Origin of the sequence: Acinetobacter sp. LMB-5 (assembly GCF_001541635.1) — a bacterium.
Taxonomy (GTDB): Bacteria; Pseudomonadota; Gammaproteobacteria; order Pseudomonadales; family Moraxellaceae; genus Acinetobacter; species Acinetobacter pittii.
The window spans coordinates 90,108-104,335 of the sequence record NZ_LRDR01000005.1 but is presented as its reverse complement, the minus strand read 5'-3'; the positions used below and the strand labels follow the sequence as shown (position 1 = coordinate 104,335).

Annotated in this window: 18 protein-coding genes; 2 read left to right on the top strand and 16 right to left on the bottom strand. The window is 40.2% G+C overall.

Features of this window, described 5'->3' with window-relative positions; genetic code table 11:
* Positions 1 to 8: 8 nt before the first annotated feature.
* The 10 genes from AW165_RS07585 to AW165_RS07540 are packed head-to-tail and all read right to left on the bottom strand — an operon-like array spanning position 9 to position 8,144.
* The gene (locus AW165_RS07585; protein ID WP_017399050.1) at positions 9 to 803 is read right to left on the bottom strand and encodes an SDR family oxidoreductase; all 795 of its coding nucleotides are present in this window, start codon (positions 801 to 803) and stop codon (positions 9 to 11) included.
* A gap of 15 nt (positions 804 to 818) precedes the next feature.
* Positions 819 to 1,643, bottom strand: coding sequence for an alpha/beta fold hydrolase (locus AW165_RS07580; protein WP_060465399.1), 825 nt, complete (start codon positions 1,641 to 1,643; stop codon positions 819 to 821).
* A 35-nt stretch (positions 1,644 to 1,678) separates the two neighbouring features.
* The gene (locus tag AW165_RS07575) at positions 1,679 to 2,200 is read right to left on the bottom strand and encodes a cupin domain-containing protein (protein ID WP_002117566.1); all 522 of its coding nucleotides are present in this window, start codon (positions 2,198 to 2,200) and stop codon (positions 1,679 to 1,681) included.
* Between the two features lie 23 nt (positions 2,201 to 2,223).
* Entirely contained in the window at positions 2,224 to 3,447 is a 1,224-nt protein-coding gene (locus tag AW165_RS07570) for an MFS transporter (protein WP_005803015.1), read from the bottom strand.
* A 42-nt stretch (positions 3,448 to 3,489) separates the two neighbouring features.
* Complete coding sequence (locus AW165_RS07565) at positions 3,490 to 4,701, bottom strand: NAD(P)/FAD-dependent oxidoreductase (protein ID WP_060465398.1); 1,212 nt, start codon at positions 4,699 to 4,701, stop codon at positions 3,490 to 3,492.
* 28 nt (positions 4,702 to 4,729) lie between these two features.
* Positions 4,730 to 5,659 (bottom strand): VOC family protein, encoded by a 930-nt coding sequence (locus AW165_RS07560; RefSeq protein ID WP_060465397.1) that lies wholly within the window; start codon positions 5,657 to 5,659, stop codon positions 4,730 to 4,732.
* A gap of 11 nt (positions 5,660 to 5,670) precedes the next feature.
* Complete coding sequence (locus AW165_RS07555; protein WP_005070723.1) at positions 5,671 to 6,435, bottom strand: SDR family oxidoreductase; 765 nt, start codon at positions 6,433 to 6,435, stop codon at positions 5,671 to 5,673.
* Complete coding sequence (locus AW165_RS07550; RefSeq protein ID WP_005070727.1) at positions 6,428 to 7,495, bottom strand: aromatic ring-hydroxylating oxygenase subunit alpha; 1,068 nt, start codon at positions 7,493 to 7,495, stop codon at positions 6,428 to 6,430. The genes AW165_RS07555 and AW165_RS07550 overlap by 8 nt, the downstream gene beginning before the upstream one ends.
* A 16-nt stretch (positions 7,496 to 7,511) precedes the next feature.
* Entirely contained in the window at positions 7,512 to 7,811 is a 300-nt protein-coding gene (locus AW165_RS07545) for a recombinase-like helix-turn-helix domain-containing protein (protein WP_005070730.1), read from the bottom strand.
* 27 nt (positions 7,812 to 7,838) lie between these two features.
* On the bottom strand, positions 7,839 to 8,144 hold the full coding sequence (locus tag AW165_RS07540) for a non-heme iron oxygenase ferredoxin subunit (protein WP_002117586.1): 306 nt from the start codon (positions 8,142 to 8,144) through the stop codon (positions 7,839 to 7,841).
* A gap of 273 nt (positions 8,145 to 8,417) precedes the next feature.
* Here AW165_RS07540 and AW165_RS07535 point away from each other — a divergent pair, with 273 nt between their 5' ends.
* Positions 8,418 to 9,230 carry an IclR family transcriptional regulator gene (locus AW165_RS07535; protein WP_060465396.1) on the top strand — a complete coding sequence of 271 codons (813 nt, stop codon included), beginning with the start codon at positions 8,418 to 8,420 and terminating at the stop codon, positions 9,228 to 9,230.
* 46 nt (positions 9,231 to 9,276) lie between these two features.
* On the opposite strand, the gene AW165_RS07530 is transcribed toward AW165_RS07535, so the two are convergent.
* Genes AW165_RS07530 through pnuC form a run of 4 tightly spaced genes read right to left on the bottom strand, consistent with a single transcriptional unit; the run spans position 9,277 to position 11,324 of the window.
* Positions 9,277 to 9,576 (bottom strand): hypothetical protein, encoded by a 300-nt coding sequence (locus AW165_RS07530; protein ID WP_060465395.1) that lies wholly within the window; start codon positions 9,574 to 9,576, stop codon positions 9,277 to 9,279.
* Positions 9,577 to 9,598: 22 nt separating this feature from the next.
* Positions 9,599 to 10,066: a hypothetical protein gene (locus tag AW165_RS07525; RefSeq protein WP_060465394.1), complete on the bottom strand. Its 468-nt coding sequence runs from the start codon at positions 10,064 to 10,066 to the stop codon at positions 9,599 to 9,601.
* Between the two features lie 21 nt (positions 10,067 to 10,087).
* Positions 10,088 to 10,687, bottom strand: a complete 600-nt coding sequence (locus AW165_RS07520; protein ID WP_060465393.1) for a hypothetical protein — start codon at positions 10,685 to 10,687, stop codon at positions 10,088 to 10,090.
* A gap of 46 nt (positions 10,688 to 10,733) precedes the next feature.
* Positions 10,734 to 11,324, bottom strand: coding sequence for a nicotinamide riboside transporter PnuC (gene pnuC, locus AW165_RS07515; RefSeq protein WP_004703179.1), 591 nt, complete (start codon positions 11,322 to 11,324; stop codon positions 10,734 to 10,736).
* Between the two features lie 247 nt (positions 11,325 to 11,571).
* On the opposite strand from pnuC, the gene AW165_RS07510 reads away from it, so the two are divergent.
* Positions 11,572 to 12,360, top strand: a complete 789-nt coding sequence (locus AW165_RS07510; RefSeq protein ID WP_060465392.1) for a crotonase/enoyl-CoA hydratase family protein — start codon at positions 11,572 to 11,574, stop codon at positions 12,358 to 12,360.
* A 103-nt stretch (positions 12,361 to 12,463) separates the two neighbouring features.
* Here the strand turns inward: AW165_RS07510 and pgaD are convergent, their stop codons facing one another.
* A complete protein-coding gene (gene pgaD, locus AW165_RS07505; RefSeq protein WP_005075401.1) occupies positions 12,464 to 12,883 on the bottom strand; it encodes a poly-beta-1,6-N-acetyl-D-glucosamine biosynthesis protein PgaD in 420 nt (139 codons plus the stop codon).
* An 83-nt stretch (positions 12,884 to 12,966) separates the two neighbouring features.
* The gene (gene pgaC, locus AW165_RS07500) at positions 12,967 to 14,226 is read right to left on the bottom strand and encodes a poly-beta-1,6-N-acetyl-D-glucosamine synthase (RefSeq protein WP_002117710.1); all 1,260 of its coding nucleotides are present in this window, start codon (positions 14,224 to 14,226) and stop codon (positions 12,967 to 12,969) included.
* Between the last annotated feature and the right edge of the window lie 2 nt (positions 14,227 to 14,228).

Here is a 14,228-nt window from a genome sequence, read left to right as displayed (position 1 = left end):
CCTGATATTTATAAATGTTTGTTAAAACCACCTGAGACATCTATTGCCGAACCTGTGGTATAAGATGCCAATGGTGATGCCAAGAAAACTAAAGCACGTGCAGGCTCTTCTGGACGGCCTAAACGCTGCATGGGAATACCACGGTTTTTTGCGATATTGCCTGTCCACTCTTCCCATGACAGATTCAAATCTGAACGAGTTTCATAACGACGTTTCCACTGCGCAGACTCAACCATTCCAAGTAAAATCGAGTTCACACGAACGCCATATTGAGTAAACTCATGCGCCAATGAATGGGTTAAATTCAACAGCGCAGCGCGTGCAGATGAAGTCGCAATCATGTGCGGTTCCGGTTGCAATGCCAGTAACGAGTTCACATTGGTAATTGAGGCATTTGCCGACTGTTTTAAGTCGTCGAGAAAAGCCCGTACCGGATGTAAAACACTGAAATATTTCAGCTCAATTTCTTTCATCCAGTCTTCATCTTGTGTGTTTTCAAAATTTGAAACACGGCCTTGCCCAGCATTGTTAATGAGCATGTCCACATTGCCCAAATTGAGTTTGACCTCTTTGGCAAATTGCTGAACTTCTTCTTTTTTCAAAACATTACATGCTTTGGTAAAAATATGGGCATGTGGAAATTTTTCCAAAATATAGCGCTTAGAAGCATTTAAACGTTCTTCATCGCGACCACACCAAGCAACTTTTGCACCCTCTGCAACCAGTATTTCAACAGCAGCCAGCCCAATCCCAGATGAGCCACCGGTAACAACTGCAACTTTTCCTTCAACTTGGAAGCTCATAATCCTTAATCTCTCTTACGATTGTTCCTGAATCGTCAACATAATTTGGTTAAATGCTTGCGGTTGGTCGACATAACTTAAATGTCCGGCATCTTCTATGACGAAGCGCTGTTCCAACTGCAATTCCTGAGCAAGCTCTTGTATACCTAACGCAGGAGTGATTTGATCTTGCTGCCCTGCAATCACTGTGCATGGGACTTTTAAATCGGTTAAGTAATTACGTATTTCGTCATATGCCAGTAAGTACGATGCATGTGTGAAACCTTGTAAGGTCAACTGCTGCATCACCTCTGAAACTAAAGCTAAGGCTTGTGGCTCTTGTTTATAAATCAAATGAGGTCCACGGCTTTCGGCCATTCCTTTAGCACCGAGTTCTTTCAACATTTTTGGTCTTTTTTCAAAAACCTGAATTTGTGTTTGCTCATCGTAGCGTTGGTAGCCTTGAGCTAAGTTAGCAACAACCAAGTGTTCCACTCGCTCTGGGTAAAGTGCAGCAAATGCACTGGCCTGTAAGGCACCTAATGAGTGTCCGACCACAATCGCTTTTTCAATTTTTAAAACATCGAACAATGCTGCCAAACGCTTTGCGTAGTCAGTAGCATTGGGCTGATCAGTTAAAAGTTCATCTGATTTGCCATAGCCCGGTGCGTCCCAGGCAATGACATGAAAATGATGAGACAGCACTTCAAGTTGGTTTACCCATGAAGCAGAACCTGAACTAATGCCATGCAACAGCACAAGGTACTCGCCCTGACCGGCTTCCCGATAGGCTTGCTGCTGGCCTTGAACAGTAACGGTTTTCACCGGAAATTCTGCTAACTTTTCAATGAGTGTCATCATTTTCAATTCTTTCCTTCATTCACTTCATCAAACAATTAACGTTTGATTTGAGACAATGGATGCTCTGGTGGATAGTTCGGAATGGTTGGTTTACCTGTTCCCAACATCACACACATCAAGGCATCTTCTTGACCTGGGTTAAACAAACCACGGTAAATACCCGGTGGAATTGAAATCAGGTCACGCTCTTTTAAACGGGTTTCAAATTTTTCGCCGTTGTGTTCAATGAACAAATCAATTTCGCCGCGAAGCATAAAGAACACTTCTTCAACATCGTGGTGAATATGCAAAGGACCTTCACATTGGGGTGGCAGAACCATGGTTGAAAACGTGAAGTTTTCTGCTGGAACGGTATTACCGTCATTTGCAACACCTGTTGCACCCGTACCCATGTAACGCATTTGTGCACGGCGATATTTCGGGTCGTAATCTGCTTGGAACTTCAAAGCATCGAAGTCGTATTTACGTGTCTCAAAGCGAGCAATACGTGTGTTTAACCAATCTTCTAAAGAAGCACCCTCTGGTTGTGCCCACGATTCGAATTGTTGTGTAGTCATTTTTTAAACTCCTATACAGTGAATTAATAACGTTTTAAAAGAGGAACCAAGAACAACGACCCAATGACAGCGACAGCAGCCAAGAAGGTAATTCCCAAATTAAAACTGTGTGTTTGCATCACGATGTAACCGATAAGAACAGGCGCAATTGCACTTGCAAAATTGCCTAACCCGTTAAATATTCCACCCGCTGTCGCACCTACATTTGAGGTGGTTACTCGGGCCAGCAGAGCGAATACCGCAGCTACTCCAAAACCCCACGCCATCGCGCTTAAAGACATGGCAGCAATAATCAATAGTGGCTCAGTCATAATGACCATTACGTACATGAAGATGCCCGCGAGTAATAAACCGCTAAATACTTGAATCGCGCGGCGGCCTAACTTGTCAGATAAAAATGCACCGATAATTTCGCCAATTAACATGGCAATGAATGGAAAGCTTGAATACATCCCAAACTCTTTGAGATTGAATCCTTTGTCTTGCATAAGGTAAGAAGGAACCCAGCTATTTAAGCCCCATAAATAAGTCATCAACGCAATGTTAAAGAGACAAACCAACCAGAACGCGCTGTTGCTGAGCAGCAATTTAGTATTCGCAATGTGACCTTTGAAATTAGTGCGTTTACTCTCGCCCTCAATTTCAACAGTTTTCTTGAGTTGTAAGTTACGCAGACCAAAAACAATGCTGAAAATTGCAATCAGGGTTAGCGCAGCCATCACAAAAAAAGTGGTATGCCAGTCGTGGTGAGCTAAAACATTTGCAGTGATCGGGAACCCAAGGAATGCACCAATCGGTGTTCCAAGTAAGAACATGGTAGAAGCACGTGCCTGCTGACGGTCCGTATAAGTCTGCTTAACAATGGTGTATGCCAAGGCAAATAACGGGCCTTCTGCTAAACCAAGCAGTACACGTAAAACCAACATGCCTGAATAACTGGTGGTGAACCCCATACAGAACATGAGTACACCCCACGACGTTACGCTCCAGAACAGCATTTTCTTTGGGTTAAAGATGTCACCCAAAAAGCTTAGAAAGACCGATGAAAAACCATAAGCAAGTAAGAAACTTGTCATGAGCCATCCGAGCTTGGCCTTATCTTCAGCAATTCCCATTGCACTTTGAAAATGAGGATCTGAAAATAAAACCGCAATACTAATCTTGTCGAAAAACGCCAGTACCACACATACCATAAGGACAAAAGCAGGTACCCAATGCTTCAATCCACTTTTTTCTTCATTACTCATGTGTCATTCCTTCGATTTGGTAATGAGAACCAGATTTAATGTTTACGGTTTTAACTTCATGACATTAAATTCAGCATCTGCTAATAGTTTTGGATCTAAAACGGTGTTAGCTTGCATCCAACGTTTTGCCAGTTTGACCAGTTTAGAATCATTAATGGCAATCATGTTGAGCAAACGATTTTCATGGTCCAGATATAAATAGCTCACCTGATCTTCCCCACCTTGGCGAATGACTACTTCCTTCGTTTTTTCAGGTTGATACGTACCTAAAATCTGGATATTAAAGTGATATTGATCTGACCAAAGCCATGGAATATCGCTATATTCAGTTTCAATGCCGAGCATCGACTTTGCTGCTGCAATTGCCTGATTTTGTGCATTTGCCCAAGACTGAATGCAATAACCCAAGCCCGGATGAATCGCGACATCACCTGCGGCATAAATGTTTTGATCTGAAGTTTGCCCAAAACAATTCACTACAATGCCATCTTTTACATCGAGACCAGCATGTACACCTAACTCTTTGGCAATTTCAGCGCCTGCACCTACCACCACACAGTCAAATAACTGACTATTTTGTGGATGATTCACCACTTCAACTTTCTGATTCGGCGCTTCAACCAAATGAAGGCTCTTGCTGTCTAAATGAATTTTTGTACCTTGGGTTTCATGCATATTTTTTAAAAATGCAGAAACTTCCGGACTCACACTTCTTGCACATAAGCGGTCGCCATATTCAAAAATATGAACATCTTTACCTTGCTTACGTGCAGTTGCAGCAATTTCTAAACCAATCCAGCCACCGCCAATCACAGCGATATTTTTTGCATTCTTTAAAATTTCAGCCAAACGTTCACAGTCATGCACATTGCGTAAAGTCACAACATTTGGAATGAACTGCCATGTATTGACGGGTACACGCGCACGGCTTCCAGTTGCAATCAGCAATTTGTCATACGGCAAAACCTGACCACTTTCTAAATGAACCTGTTTTTGCTCACGATCGACTTTTGTCGCAATTTCCGGTTTATGCCATTGAACGTTAAACTCTTGAACCTGCTCAGGAGAGAACAGATTCAAACTTTCATACGTTGCTTCTTTTGAAAGTACTTGCTTAGACAGTGGCGGACGCTCATAAAACACTTGATCTTCATTTGAAACCACGTGAATTTCGCCCACATACCCATTTTGACGCAAGGTACTTACTGCCCAACCCGCTGCCTGTCCGGCACCTACAATTACGATCTTTTCCATAGCCATCTTCCTTGTAAAGCAATACCTGTTAAACAGGCTTCACCTGACGGCGGGTTGTGTCATCAAGACCACCCTCAATCGCCCATTCAGTGAAAAGCTCTAGACGATGTTCTTCTACACGTGGTTGCCATTCTTCTGTCAAATAATCATCGTTGGTGTAATATTCAAATGCACCACCTAATGGTGAGTTGACGTACCAGAAATACGCAGAAGAAATTGGGTGACGTCCCGGTCCAATAAAGGTTGACCACTCCGAACGATTCATATTTAAACCGCCCCCAACCACCTCATGGATATCGCGAACAACAAACGCAACGTGATTTAAGCCAGCAGGTTTATTTGGAACACTAAGCAAGAATAAATCATGGTGATAACCTTCACCGCGGCAACGTAAGAATGCACCGCGATTTTTGTAAGCATCAGATAAATGAAAACCTACTTTCTCGATATAGAAGTTTTCAGTTGTTGCCAAATCCGGTGTGAAGAACACCACGTGTCCAATCGCAACAGGTTGACCTTTTTCATAAACAGGACTTGCTGCATTAACACGTTGAATGTTGCCGTATTGGTTAATACCTTCCGTTTTAAGTTCAGGTACTTCTTTAACAAAACTTTGTTCAAAACGGATGGTCATGCCATTTGGGTCAAGACACTGAACTGTATTTTCAGTACGTTTAAAACCCTCTACATCGGCCAAACGAGCTGCCAAGTCATCAAGGTCTTGAGCACTATCAACGCCCCAAGTCACTTCACGTAAAGTTGAACCTTGTTCAATAGCAGTCGGCAAACGCTCATCATCACAATTAAATAGATAAATCTTGCTACCATTTTGAGTTTGGTAAAGATCAGTGCCTTCAATATCCGAAGTACTTTGGCTTAAACCAAAATCTGCCAAAAACTTGTTTGAAGCGGCTCTATCTTCAACTCCAAACTTTAAAATCTCGATCCCTGTAATCATTTGACTACTCCTTAGTTAAAGACAAAACCGCCATTGACCGGAATATTTTGACCTGTCACAAAAGAGGACAAATCCGACAGTAGATACAATGCTGTTCCATTTAAATCTTGTGGAAGTTGCTGACGTTGAATCGCTCTTCCGTTGACATATAAATCGTGACGTTCTTGAGGCACATACTCGGTTGCTTCAACCAGAGTAAGGCCCGGTGACAATGTATTGACACAGATATTAGATTGTCCCAACTCTCTTGCCATTGAACGCGTCATGGCAACAATTGCACCTTTACTTGCAACATAAGCCATCAGGTTTGGTGCACCCCAAAGTGCTGTATCGGAAGCAACATTAATGATCTTGCCGGCAGCCGATTGCTTTAAATGGGGAACGCATGCCTTACTGATGAGCCATGTGCCTTTCACATTAATATTCATGACCCGATCCCAAAGTTCAGGATCGTAATCAATCATATTTTTTCCACCGACATTGGTCGCCAGTGCCGCGCAATTCACAAGGCCATCTAGTCCCTGTAATACTTCAACGCTTTTTGCAACCGCATTTTCAATAGAGTCTGCATTGGCAAGGTCAACGGTGACAGCATGAACGTTTAACCCTTGTTGCTGTAACGCTTGGGCTTCTTGTTGCACCAAATCAGATAAAATATCTGCCATCACAACTTCAGCACCAGCCTCGGCAATCGCTTGAGCGAAATCTCGGCCTAAACCACGTGCAGCACCAGTCACTAAAACTTTTTTGCCTTGCAACAACGCTACATTAGCCATGAGCTTCTTCCTGCATCTCGATACGGTTTGATGCATTTAGTGCAGCAATTTTCTTTAATTGCTTCTCAGCTTCTTTTTTCATTAAACGGCGTAAACGTGCAAGACCAACATCGTGTTGATAGAGGAACTCTTTTTCACGCGCATTTGGTGCAAGGTTTTCTAAAATAATTCGGTCTTGTTCCAATACATCCCAATGCAACTGTTCTAAATGATTGCGATATAAGAAACGCCATACATTACGTTGCCAGCCACTCACCTTACGGCAGCGCCAGAAAAATACACGAGTATTATTGGCATCAATTGGCGTTGCATAACCTACAATCCAGAATTCGCCACCTGGGCCAAATTGTTTGCGGTATGGAATTGAAAGACGTAACCAGCTTGCACCTGTTGAACCATATTCAACCCAGTCAAAGTTCACACCTGTTTGACCTTCTTTTTCAAAAACAAAGCCATTATCGGTGGTACGGTGTTTCATCTCTGCAGTACGTTCACCATCTGCCATCGAGTGCGATGTCGCGTGTAAATAGGTCCCATGCATTGGGTCCATCACGTTATCAATCGCGTATTGATGGTTTACTTTCCAGTCTGCTTGGCAAAGGAACGCACTCCACTCTTCGCTTGCAAGTTGCTCTGGAAACTCAAGCGGTGCTGGTTGTTCATTTGCATCAATACCAAACCAGATGAAGATTGCGCCATGTTGCTCAATGACAGGATAGTTCTTTAAACATTTAGTTCCGGTCATTGGACATTCATGAACTGCTGGCACATCAGCAACAACACCATCAGCACGAACTTCAACACCGTGATACCAGCAAGCAACTCGGTCACCTAAGTTCCAACCGAGTGAAAGACGAGCACCGCGGTGTGGACAGCGATCTTCAAGCGCATGAACCTGACCTTCGGCATCACGCCAAACCACGATATTTTCGCCTAAACGGGTAATACCGACTGGATTAGCAGCGACTTCCCAACTTGCTAAAACCGGATGCCATTGGTCACGTAAACCAAGTTCTAAATATTCTTCAGCGCTTTGTGAAGTTGATACGATTGCGTTCATTTTATTCTTCCTTGAATCAATAACCTAAACGTTGCATTTCTTCTGTAAAGCTTGCAGAAGTCCATTCATCACCAGATTCACAGCGGAAACCCTGTTGATTAAGTGCAGAAACAACGTCATCTAACTCTGTTGCGCCCGCAGAAAATGCCTGAATCAAGTTTTTTACAAAATCCTGTTCATAGAGAGTTGGCTCTTTATAACGTGTCTGCCAAACCAACAATTCAGATTGACCTGGAATTTGAATATTGTTGATACCTGCTTCGGTTGCCGGCGTTGCATGAATCCAGCTTGCCAACTTTTCATTAAATGTCTTCATTGTTCTGCTTCCTTGTACATGTGAGGACTAGAGTTGAATTTGAATATCCTGTCCTTCAACACGAACTGGGTACGTACATAGGTTTCTACACCCTGGCCCACTTTTTAGCTCACCTGTTTGAATGTCAAAAATTGCTTCGTGCAATGGGCATTCAACAGTCTGATCTTCGATAAATCCTTCGGTTAATAAGGCATACGCATGAGGGCAAACATTTTCGATAGCAAAGTAATTTTCATCGACGAAAAATACGCCTATTTTTTTCCCTTCAATTTCGATGGCTTTCGGCTCATCTTCGCTAACGTCACCCTGCTGACAAACTGAGATCCAACTCATACCTTGCGTCCTCATTTTGTTTTATATACAAAACATAATTTGATTTTCAAAACACAAGCTAAGCATAATCCCCTTGATCATTTTTTGTCAAAGTAAAAATAAATATAAAATTCATTGTCTTATTAATTTTTAAATATTTTGTTACGTTTCAAGAAGGAAACAAAGTTTTAAATATAAAAATTGTTTTATGCATTTTTAACAATTACAATAGTTATAAAATAAAGCAGCATGCCCCAAATTGAATCATGTTTTATTTATAGGAAAATGACACGAATGAGCATAGCAATTGATGAAGATTCGCAAGAATCGGAAACAACAAAAAATGATGATCGATATTTAGTTCCCGGTCTTGTACGGGGTTTAGCTATCTTGCAAGCATTTAACCAACAAGCGCAAGAAATGACCATTACAGAAATTGCTGAAATTTTAGAAGTGAACCGTTCTAGTGCATTTCGTCTGATCTATACACTCGAATCTTGTGGCTATTTAAGAAAAGCATCTCAAAAAACTTACGCTCTCGATTCAAAAGTTATGGAACTTGGTTTTAACAGTTTATCTAAACTTTCATTACTCGATTTATCGACACCTTTAATGAAAGAACTACGTGACCAAACCAAACTCGCGGTACATCTTTCAATTTTAGAAGGCACTCATATTGTCTTTGTAAATAATATCCAGTCGATGGGAACCTTTACGAGCAACATTAGTTTAGGAACTCGCTGGCCTGCTCATGCAACCGTCATTGGTCAAATGCTTTTATCTGATTTACCTGAAACGGAAGTACGTCAGCGTTACCGCAATTTTAGCGATTGGGACAGTTTCTCTGAACTGACGCCAACCAATTTAAAAGCTTTATTGCAAAGACTCTCTTACGTAAAAACTCAAAAAACCATGGTGAGCTGGGGTCATTACAATCATGATATGGCAGCCTGTGCGGCACCTATTTTTAAACAGTCAAACGGGAAAATGGTCGCTGTTATCTCTGTGAGTTGTCCAATTACAACTTACGATGAAAGAATATTTAAAGAAGATATCGCAAGCCTAGTCGTTGAAACAGCGAATAAAATTTCCAAATTTATTTATTAAAAAAAAGCGACGTGAAGTCGCTTTTTTTTAGATTTTATTTCATAAATTAAAAATTACTTTTTAAAACGTTCTCATTCATATCTTTAAAGATAATTGTCGAATCATTTTCTTTAATATCAAATTTTAAATACTGCCGTTTAAACTGGATTACCGCATAAAACTCTTCAGCACCATCATCTAAACCTGTCGCAGAAATCTGGCTGCCTTGCGGAAAACCGTTGAGCCATGCAGCGTTATAAAAATCAGATACAGAATTAAATTCACAATATTCTTTTGGCTTGGCCATTATTTTTGCAGCCATTTGATCAAACTGTTGTTGTTTATATATGACTAAATTCAGGATCATGGCTATTCTTAAAGGTTAATCATTAACAGTCATCAATAGAGTACGTATAGTAATGTAGTTTTCCATTACGGAAATGAAAGTGTAAGCCATCATTACTACCTTCCCAAGGAAATATAGAGTAAGTATGATTTTCAGATATAACTATTTGCTTACCAAAAAACTTTTTAAACTCATTCTCGGTAGTTAAATGATTAAATAATCGAGAACCATACTTTAGACCATTTTGCTGGCTGACATATACCTTATCTAAAGATCCCGTAGAGAGTATCACTCCATCTTCATATACCCATTGATCTGGAAAATAACCACCATTGCATTCATCAGCTTCACCTTTAATAACCTGCTTTGGCTTTTTCAGATTATTTAAAGGAATATCAAAACTGTTTAATACCTTACCATGCCATAAAGGTTTAATATTTACTTGCGCATAAGAGGGAGTTGCTACTAAAAAACCAATACAAAATAAAAATATATGAGTTAAATTTTTCATAAAAATCCAGAAATTAATGATTTAAAAGTTTTGTGCCTTAGTCTTATTAATGATCAAACCTTTTTGTTTGTCTTTCATAATGATTAAAGGAAATCCAACTTTCTTAGTTTTGGTATTATCCAAATATTTTTTCTTCTGTAAATAAATCTGTTTGTCTTTAATAAAGCTATCTATGGAAGTTTCATCATCCGTATAATAACTAATATCTTGTGTATAAATATTTGACCAGTCCGCTACCCAAAAAATAATGAAATTTCCACCACGCTCCTGATAATTGTCTATTGCGAAGGTTTCCGAATCAATTTTGTGTATAGTCTGGCCAGCTATTGCGGATATATCCCGACTTTGCGCTTTAAAATAATAGGTTTTATTTTTATCTAAATTGATAGCAAATACATTATAGCCTAGTGCATCAGCTATATCAGGCTTAAAACAAGAATAGCTTTGTATTTTTACCTGTGCCGTCTGTATAACTAATTTATTATTTTCAGCAGGTTCATCTTTCTGACACGAATCAGGTAATTTACTGAGCTGCTTTAAAGGAACAGCGTTAACCTGAGCATTTGCATAACCAGAACAAAGAAATAAACAAAATAAAAGTTTTTTTAAAGTATGAGTCATCAAATAATTTCCAAACAGGATTATTGTTTTAATATTTTCTCATACATTAAATAGTCTTTTTCAGGTCTATATGATCAACCTGCTTTCTTTTCACCTTTTCCCATTGATACCAACCATAAGCTGCCATTAATACAAAAGCAGCATATAAGGCTGAAGTTAAAAATAGATCTTTATAAATAAACATTCCCACATAAATAATGTCGACAAAGACCCAAAGTATCCATGTCGCAATATGCTTTCGACTGGTCCAGTAAGTTGCAAGCAAACTAAATGCTGCAAGTTGCGAGTCGAGCATCGGCACCGCTGCATCGGTAAAGTTTTTAAGTATTAAACCAAAAAGCAAACCACCTACCGCGGCAATAATCATTTGAAAAATTGCAACTTTAGGAGCTATCGGTTCTATACGAATGTCATGATCTTGCTGCTTTCCTTTGAGCCAATAGTAAAAACCATAAAAATTTACAGCCATAAAAAAGAACTGCAAAATCGTTTCGCCATATAGCTTAAATTCGTAAAACAAATAGGCATATAAAACAAAGGCAAAGAAATTAAACAGCCAACACCACATATTACGGATTACCGTTAATCCGACTCCAATCAGGCTAATCAAGACTGCAAAGATTTCTAGAGGTGACATAAGAGAAGCTGCTTATTGAGATCAATTTGACGAGGTATTATGAGAAAAATATAAAGCGAAGCAAACTGCTAATTTAAATAAATGATGGAAATTAAGGTTGTCTGAGGTCTTACTCTTTTCTAATGCTGTCGATTTATTTCAGTAGATATATAAAAGAAATACTGAGCGAGTCGCGAACAAATTATATTTGCTAGTTTTTAAACGATTGTTTAAAACATGATTAAAGACAAATAAAGAGCATGACAATATGTCAAATCAAGAAGGAAAAGTCAGCCGTGAAACTCGCGGACATATTTTTTTAATTGGTCTAGATCGGGCAGCAAAACGTAATGCTTTTGATAGTCACATGATCAAAGACTTATCACTAGCACTCACTGAATATGAAAATAATGATGCCCTGCGCTGCGCGGTTATTTTTGCTCATGGCGATCATTTTACAGCTGGTTTAGACCTAGTTGAGTTACAACCTAAACTCGCTACAGGTGTTTTTGATTTTAGTGAAAATGAAATTAACCCTTGGGGCACAATCGGCCAAAAGCTCAGTAAACCTTTGATAGTAGCGGTACAAGGTTATTGTTACACCGCTGGTATAGAACTATTTCTTAACGCAGATATTACGATTGCGAGTGAAAATACACAATTTGCTCAAATGGAAGTTCAACGTGGCATCTTACCTTTTGGCGGAGCTACTGCACGTTTTACTCAAGCCGCAGGCTGGGCCAAAGCCATGCGTTATTTACTCACTGGTGACTCTTTCGATGCAAAAGCAGCATTTGACATGAACCTGATTACCGAAATATGCCCAGAAGGCTCTCAGCTCAGCCGTGCCATAGAACTTGCTGAACATGTTGCGCAAGCTGCTCCTCTTGCTGTAAAAGCGACTCTCGCCTCTGCGCGTGAAGCTATTAACGAAGGTTACGGGGTTGCCTTTAAGCAACTGCAAACTCATCTTCAACCATTGCTCACAACAGAAGATGTTCAAGAAGGTGTTTTTGCCATGTTACAAAAAAGACCGCCTGTTTTTAAAGGTAAATAATACCTGCTCAAGCACTGCGCTCTACAGTTTAAAACTTATGGGTGTTCCGAAATTAGCGTAAAAAAAAAGCCCACACGATGCGGGCTTTTTTTATTAATTGGCTTTATTCAACTCTAACGATTTTACCTAATTCATCATGGTGAACGACTGTAATTTTCTGACTACGTCCCTGCTCAATTTCATGTTCAGGTAAATCAAAATAGCGCGCATAATCCTCTGTCTGTTTTGCTTTAAGCGCATTACCACCAACACGATGCTCAGGCAGCACATGACTCCACAACAATAAGCAAATTGCACAAGCAATTAACGCAGTAATGCCATGTTCAATGCCTAAACCAAAGGCACTAAATAAACGGTGAACCAAATGTGTTTTTTGGAGCTCAGCCAAAACCCAGATTAGTACAAATGGACGCCACAGCAACAACCAAACCGCCCACATCATGGCTGTGCTTGTTGTAGAAGCATAGCGCTTATGCCATGGTAATTGACGGCGTAAATCAATAATCAACGAATTTGTCTTCATTTCTCTCTTTACCTAACGAAGTGCTGTGGTTTTCCCCAGACATCAATACAGCACGATCTTTAAAATCTCATGACTCTTGCATTTCATCCACGAATGCCCCGATCCGGGCTCACCCAACGCGCACGTTTCTCATCTCCACGTTTTAAAACTTTTGGAAATGCCACAATAGTTGCCGAGATGGTGATTAGCCAAAAGACCAATGGATACCAGATCATCCAGAAATAGTTTTTTCCTAGATGTGGTTCATAACGACTATCCATCCATTTGCTTAAAGCAAACTGAATGAGACAGGTTGCCCCCAATAAAATACCGCTACCATACGGTAAAAATGGAGAGCTCACAACGGCTAAAGCAGGGACCGGTAAAATAAAATGTACCAACCATAATAAAGCCATCGCCAGCATTAAATATGACCAAACTAAGGTTAAGCAAAGCTCAAACATTAAAGGCCATAAAAAATTTAATTTTGGCTTGGTGAAGACATCAATATTTTTAATTAATACCTGTGCCCCACCCATAGCCCAACGTAAACGTTGTTTCCACAAACCGTTTAAAGTTTCAGGCATTAAAATCCAGACTAAGGCATTGGGTTCAAAACGAATGTCCCAACCTGCACGCTGCAATTTCCAAGTAATATCGATATCTTCAGTCAACATATTGGGCGACCAATAATCGACTTGGTGAACAGCGCTCTTACGAAAAGCGGTAATTACCCCCGATACGGTAAATAAGCGTCCAAAGGTACGTTGTGCACGTTTAATCATGCCGACAATCGAAGAAAACTCACCGACCTGAATACGCCCTAATAAAGTTGAGCGAGTACGGATACGCGGGTTACCCGTCACAGCTGCAACTGTTGGATTTTCCTGAAAATGACGAATCATCCACTTTGCTGCATGAGGATCAAGTAAAGCATCGCCATCAATACCAATTAAAAACTCGGCATCGGTCATTAAGCTTCCGGCTTGCAACCCCATTGCTTTACCTTGGTTTTGCGCCAAATGAACAACACGTAGTTTTTCATGTTGTGCTGCTAAACGGTCGAGTACCTCACCAGTATTGTCCGAGCTACCATCATTAATCGCAATGACTTCAAAATGAGGATAGTCCAGTTTTAATGCATGGCTAATGGTTTCTTCTGCATTATCCCCTTCATTAAAACAAGGAATTAACACAGCGACTTTTGGATAACTCTCTAATGGAGCTGGTTGATCGTAAGGCGGGGCCTGACGTTCTTTCCAATAGAAAATAATCGCGCCAATCATCCATAAATACGACATGAATAATGGATAATAGAAAACGAATTTTAAGGCATGCGACCATATTGCAGCAAAGATTGTCATGT

Coding starts and splice junctions, on each gene's coding strand:
- pgaC (WP_002117710.1), bottom strand. CDS start 14,226: ATGACAATCTTTGCTGCAATATGGTCGCATGCCTTAAAATTCGTTTTC.
- AW165_RS07550 (WP_005070727.1), bottom strand. CDS start 7,495: ATGAACGCAATCGTATCAACTTCACAAAGCGCTGAAGAATATTTAGAA.
- AW165_RS07565 (WP_060465398.1), bottom strand. CDS start 4,701: ATGGAAAAGATCGTAATTGTAGGTGCCGGACAGGCAGCGGGTTGGGCA.
- AW165_RS07560 (WP_060465397.1), bottom strand. CDS start 5,659: ATGATTACAGGGATCGAGATTTTAAAGTTTGGAGTTGAAGATAGAGCC.
- AW165_RS07510 (WP_060465392.1), top strand. CDS start 11,572: ATGTCAAATCAAGAAGGAAAAGTCAGCCGTGAAACTCGCGGACATATT.
- pgaD (WP_005075401.1), bottom strand. CDS start 12,883: ATGAAGACAAATTCGTTGATTATTGATTTACGCCGTCAATTACCATGG.
- AW165_RS07580 (WP_060465399.1), bottom strand. CDS start 1,643: ATGATGACACTCATTGAAAAGTTAGCAGAATTTCCGGTGAAAACCGTT.
- AW165_RS07555 (WP_005070723.1), bottom strand. CDS start 6,435: ATGGCTAATGTAGCGTTGTTGCAAGGCAAAAAAGTTTTAGTGACTGGT.
- AW165_RS07585 (WP_017399050.1), bottom strand. CDS start 803: ATGAGCTTCCAAGTTGAAGGAAAAGTTGCAGTTGTTACCGGTGGCTCA.
- AW165_RS07530 (WP_060465395.1), bottom strand. CDS start 9,576: ATGATCCTGAATTTAGTCATATATAAACAACAACAGTTTGATCAAATG.
- AW165_RS07520 (WP_060465393.1), bottom strand. CDS start 10,687: ATGACTCATACTTTAAAAAAACTTTTATTTTGTTTATTTCTTTGTTCT.
- pnuC (WP_004703179.1), bottom strand. CDS start 11,324: ATGTCACCTCTAGAAATCTTTGCAGTCTTGATTAGCCTGATTGGAGTC.
- AW165_RS07540 (WP_002117586.1), bottom strand. CDS start 8,144: ATGAGTTGGATCTCAGTTTGTCAGCAGGGTGACGTTAGCGAAGATGAG.
- AW165_RS07525 (WP_060465394.1), bottom strand. CDS start 10,066: ATGAAAAATTTAACTCATATATTTTTATTTTGTATTGGTTTTTTAGTA.
- AW165_RS07545 (WP_005070730.1), bottom strand. CDS start 7,811: ATGAAGACATTTAATGAAAAGTTGGCAAGCTGGATTCATGCAACGCCG.
- AW165_RS07535 (WP_060465396.1), top strand. CDS start 8,418: ATGAGCATAGCAATTGATGAAGATTCGCAAGAATCGGAAACAACAAAA.
- AW165_RS07575 (WP_002117566.1), bottom strand. CDS start 2,200: ATGACTACACAACAATTCGAATCGTGGGCACAACCAGAGGGTGCTTCT.
- AW165_RS07570 (WP_005803015.1), bottom strand. CDS start 3,447: ATGAGTAATGAAGAAAAAAGTGGATTGAAGCATTGGGTACCTGCTTTT.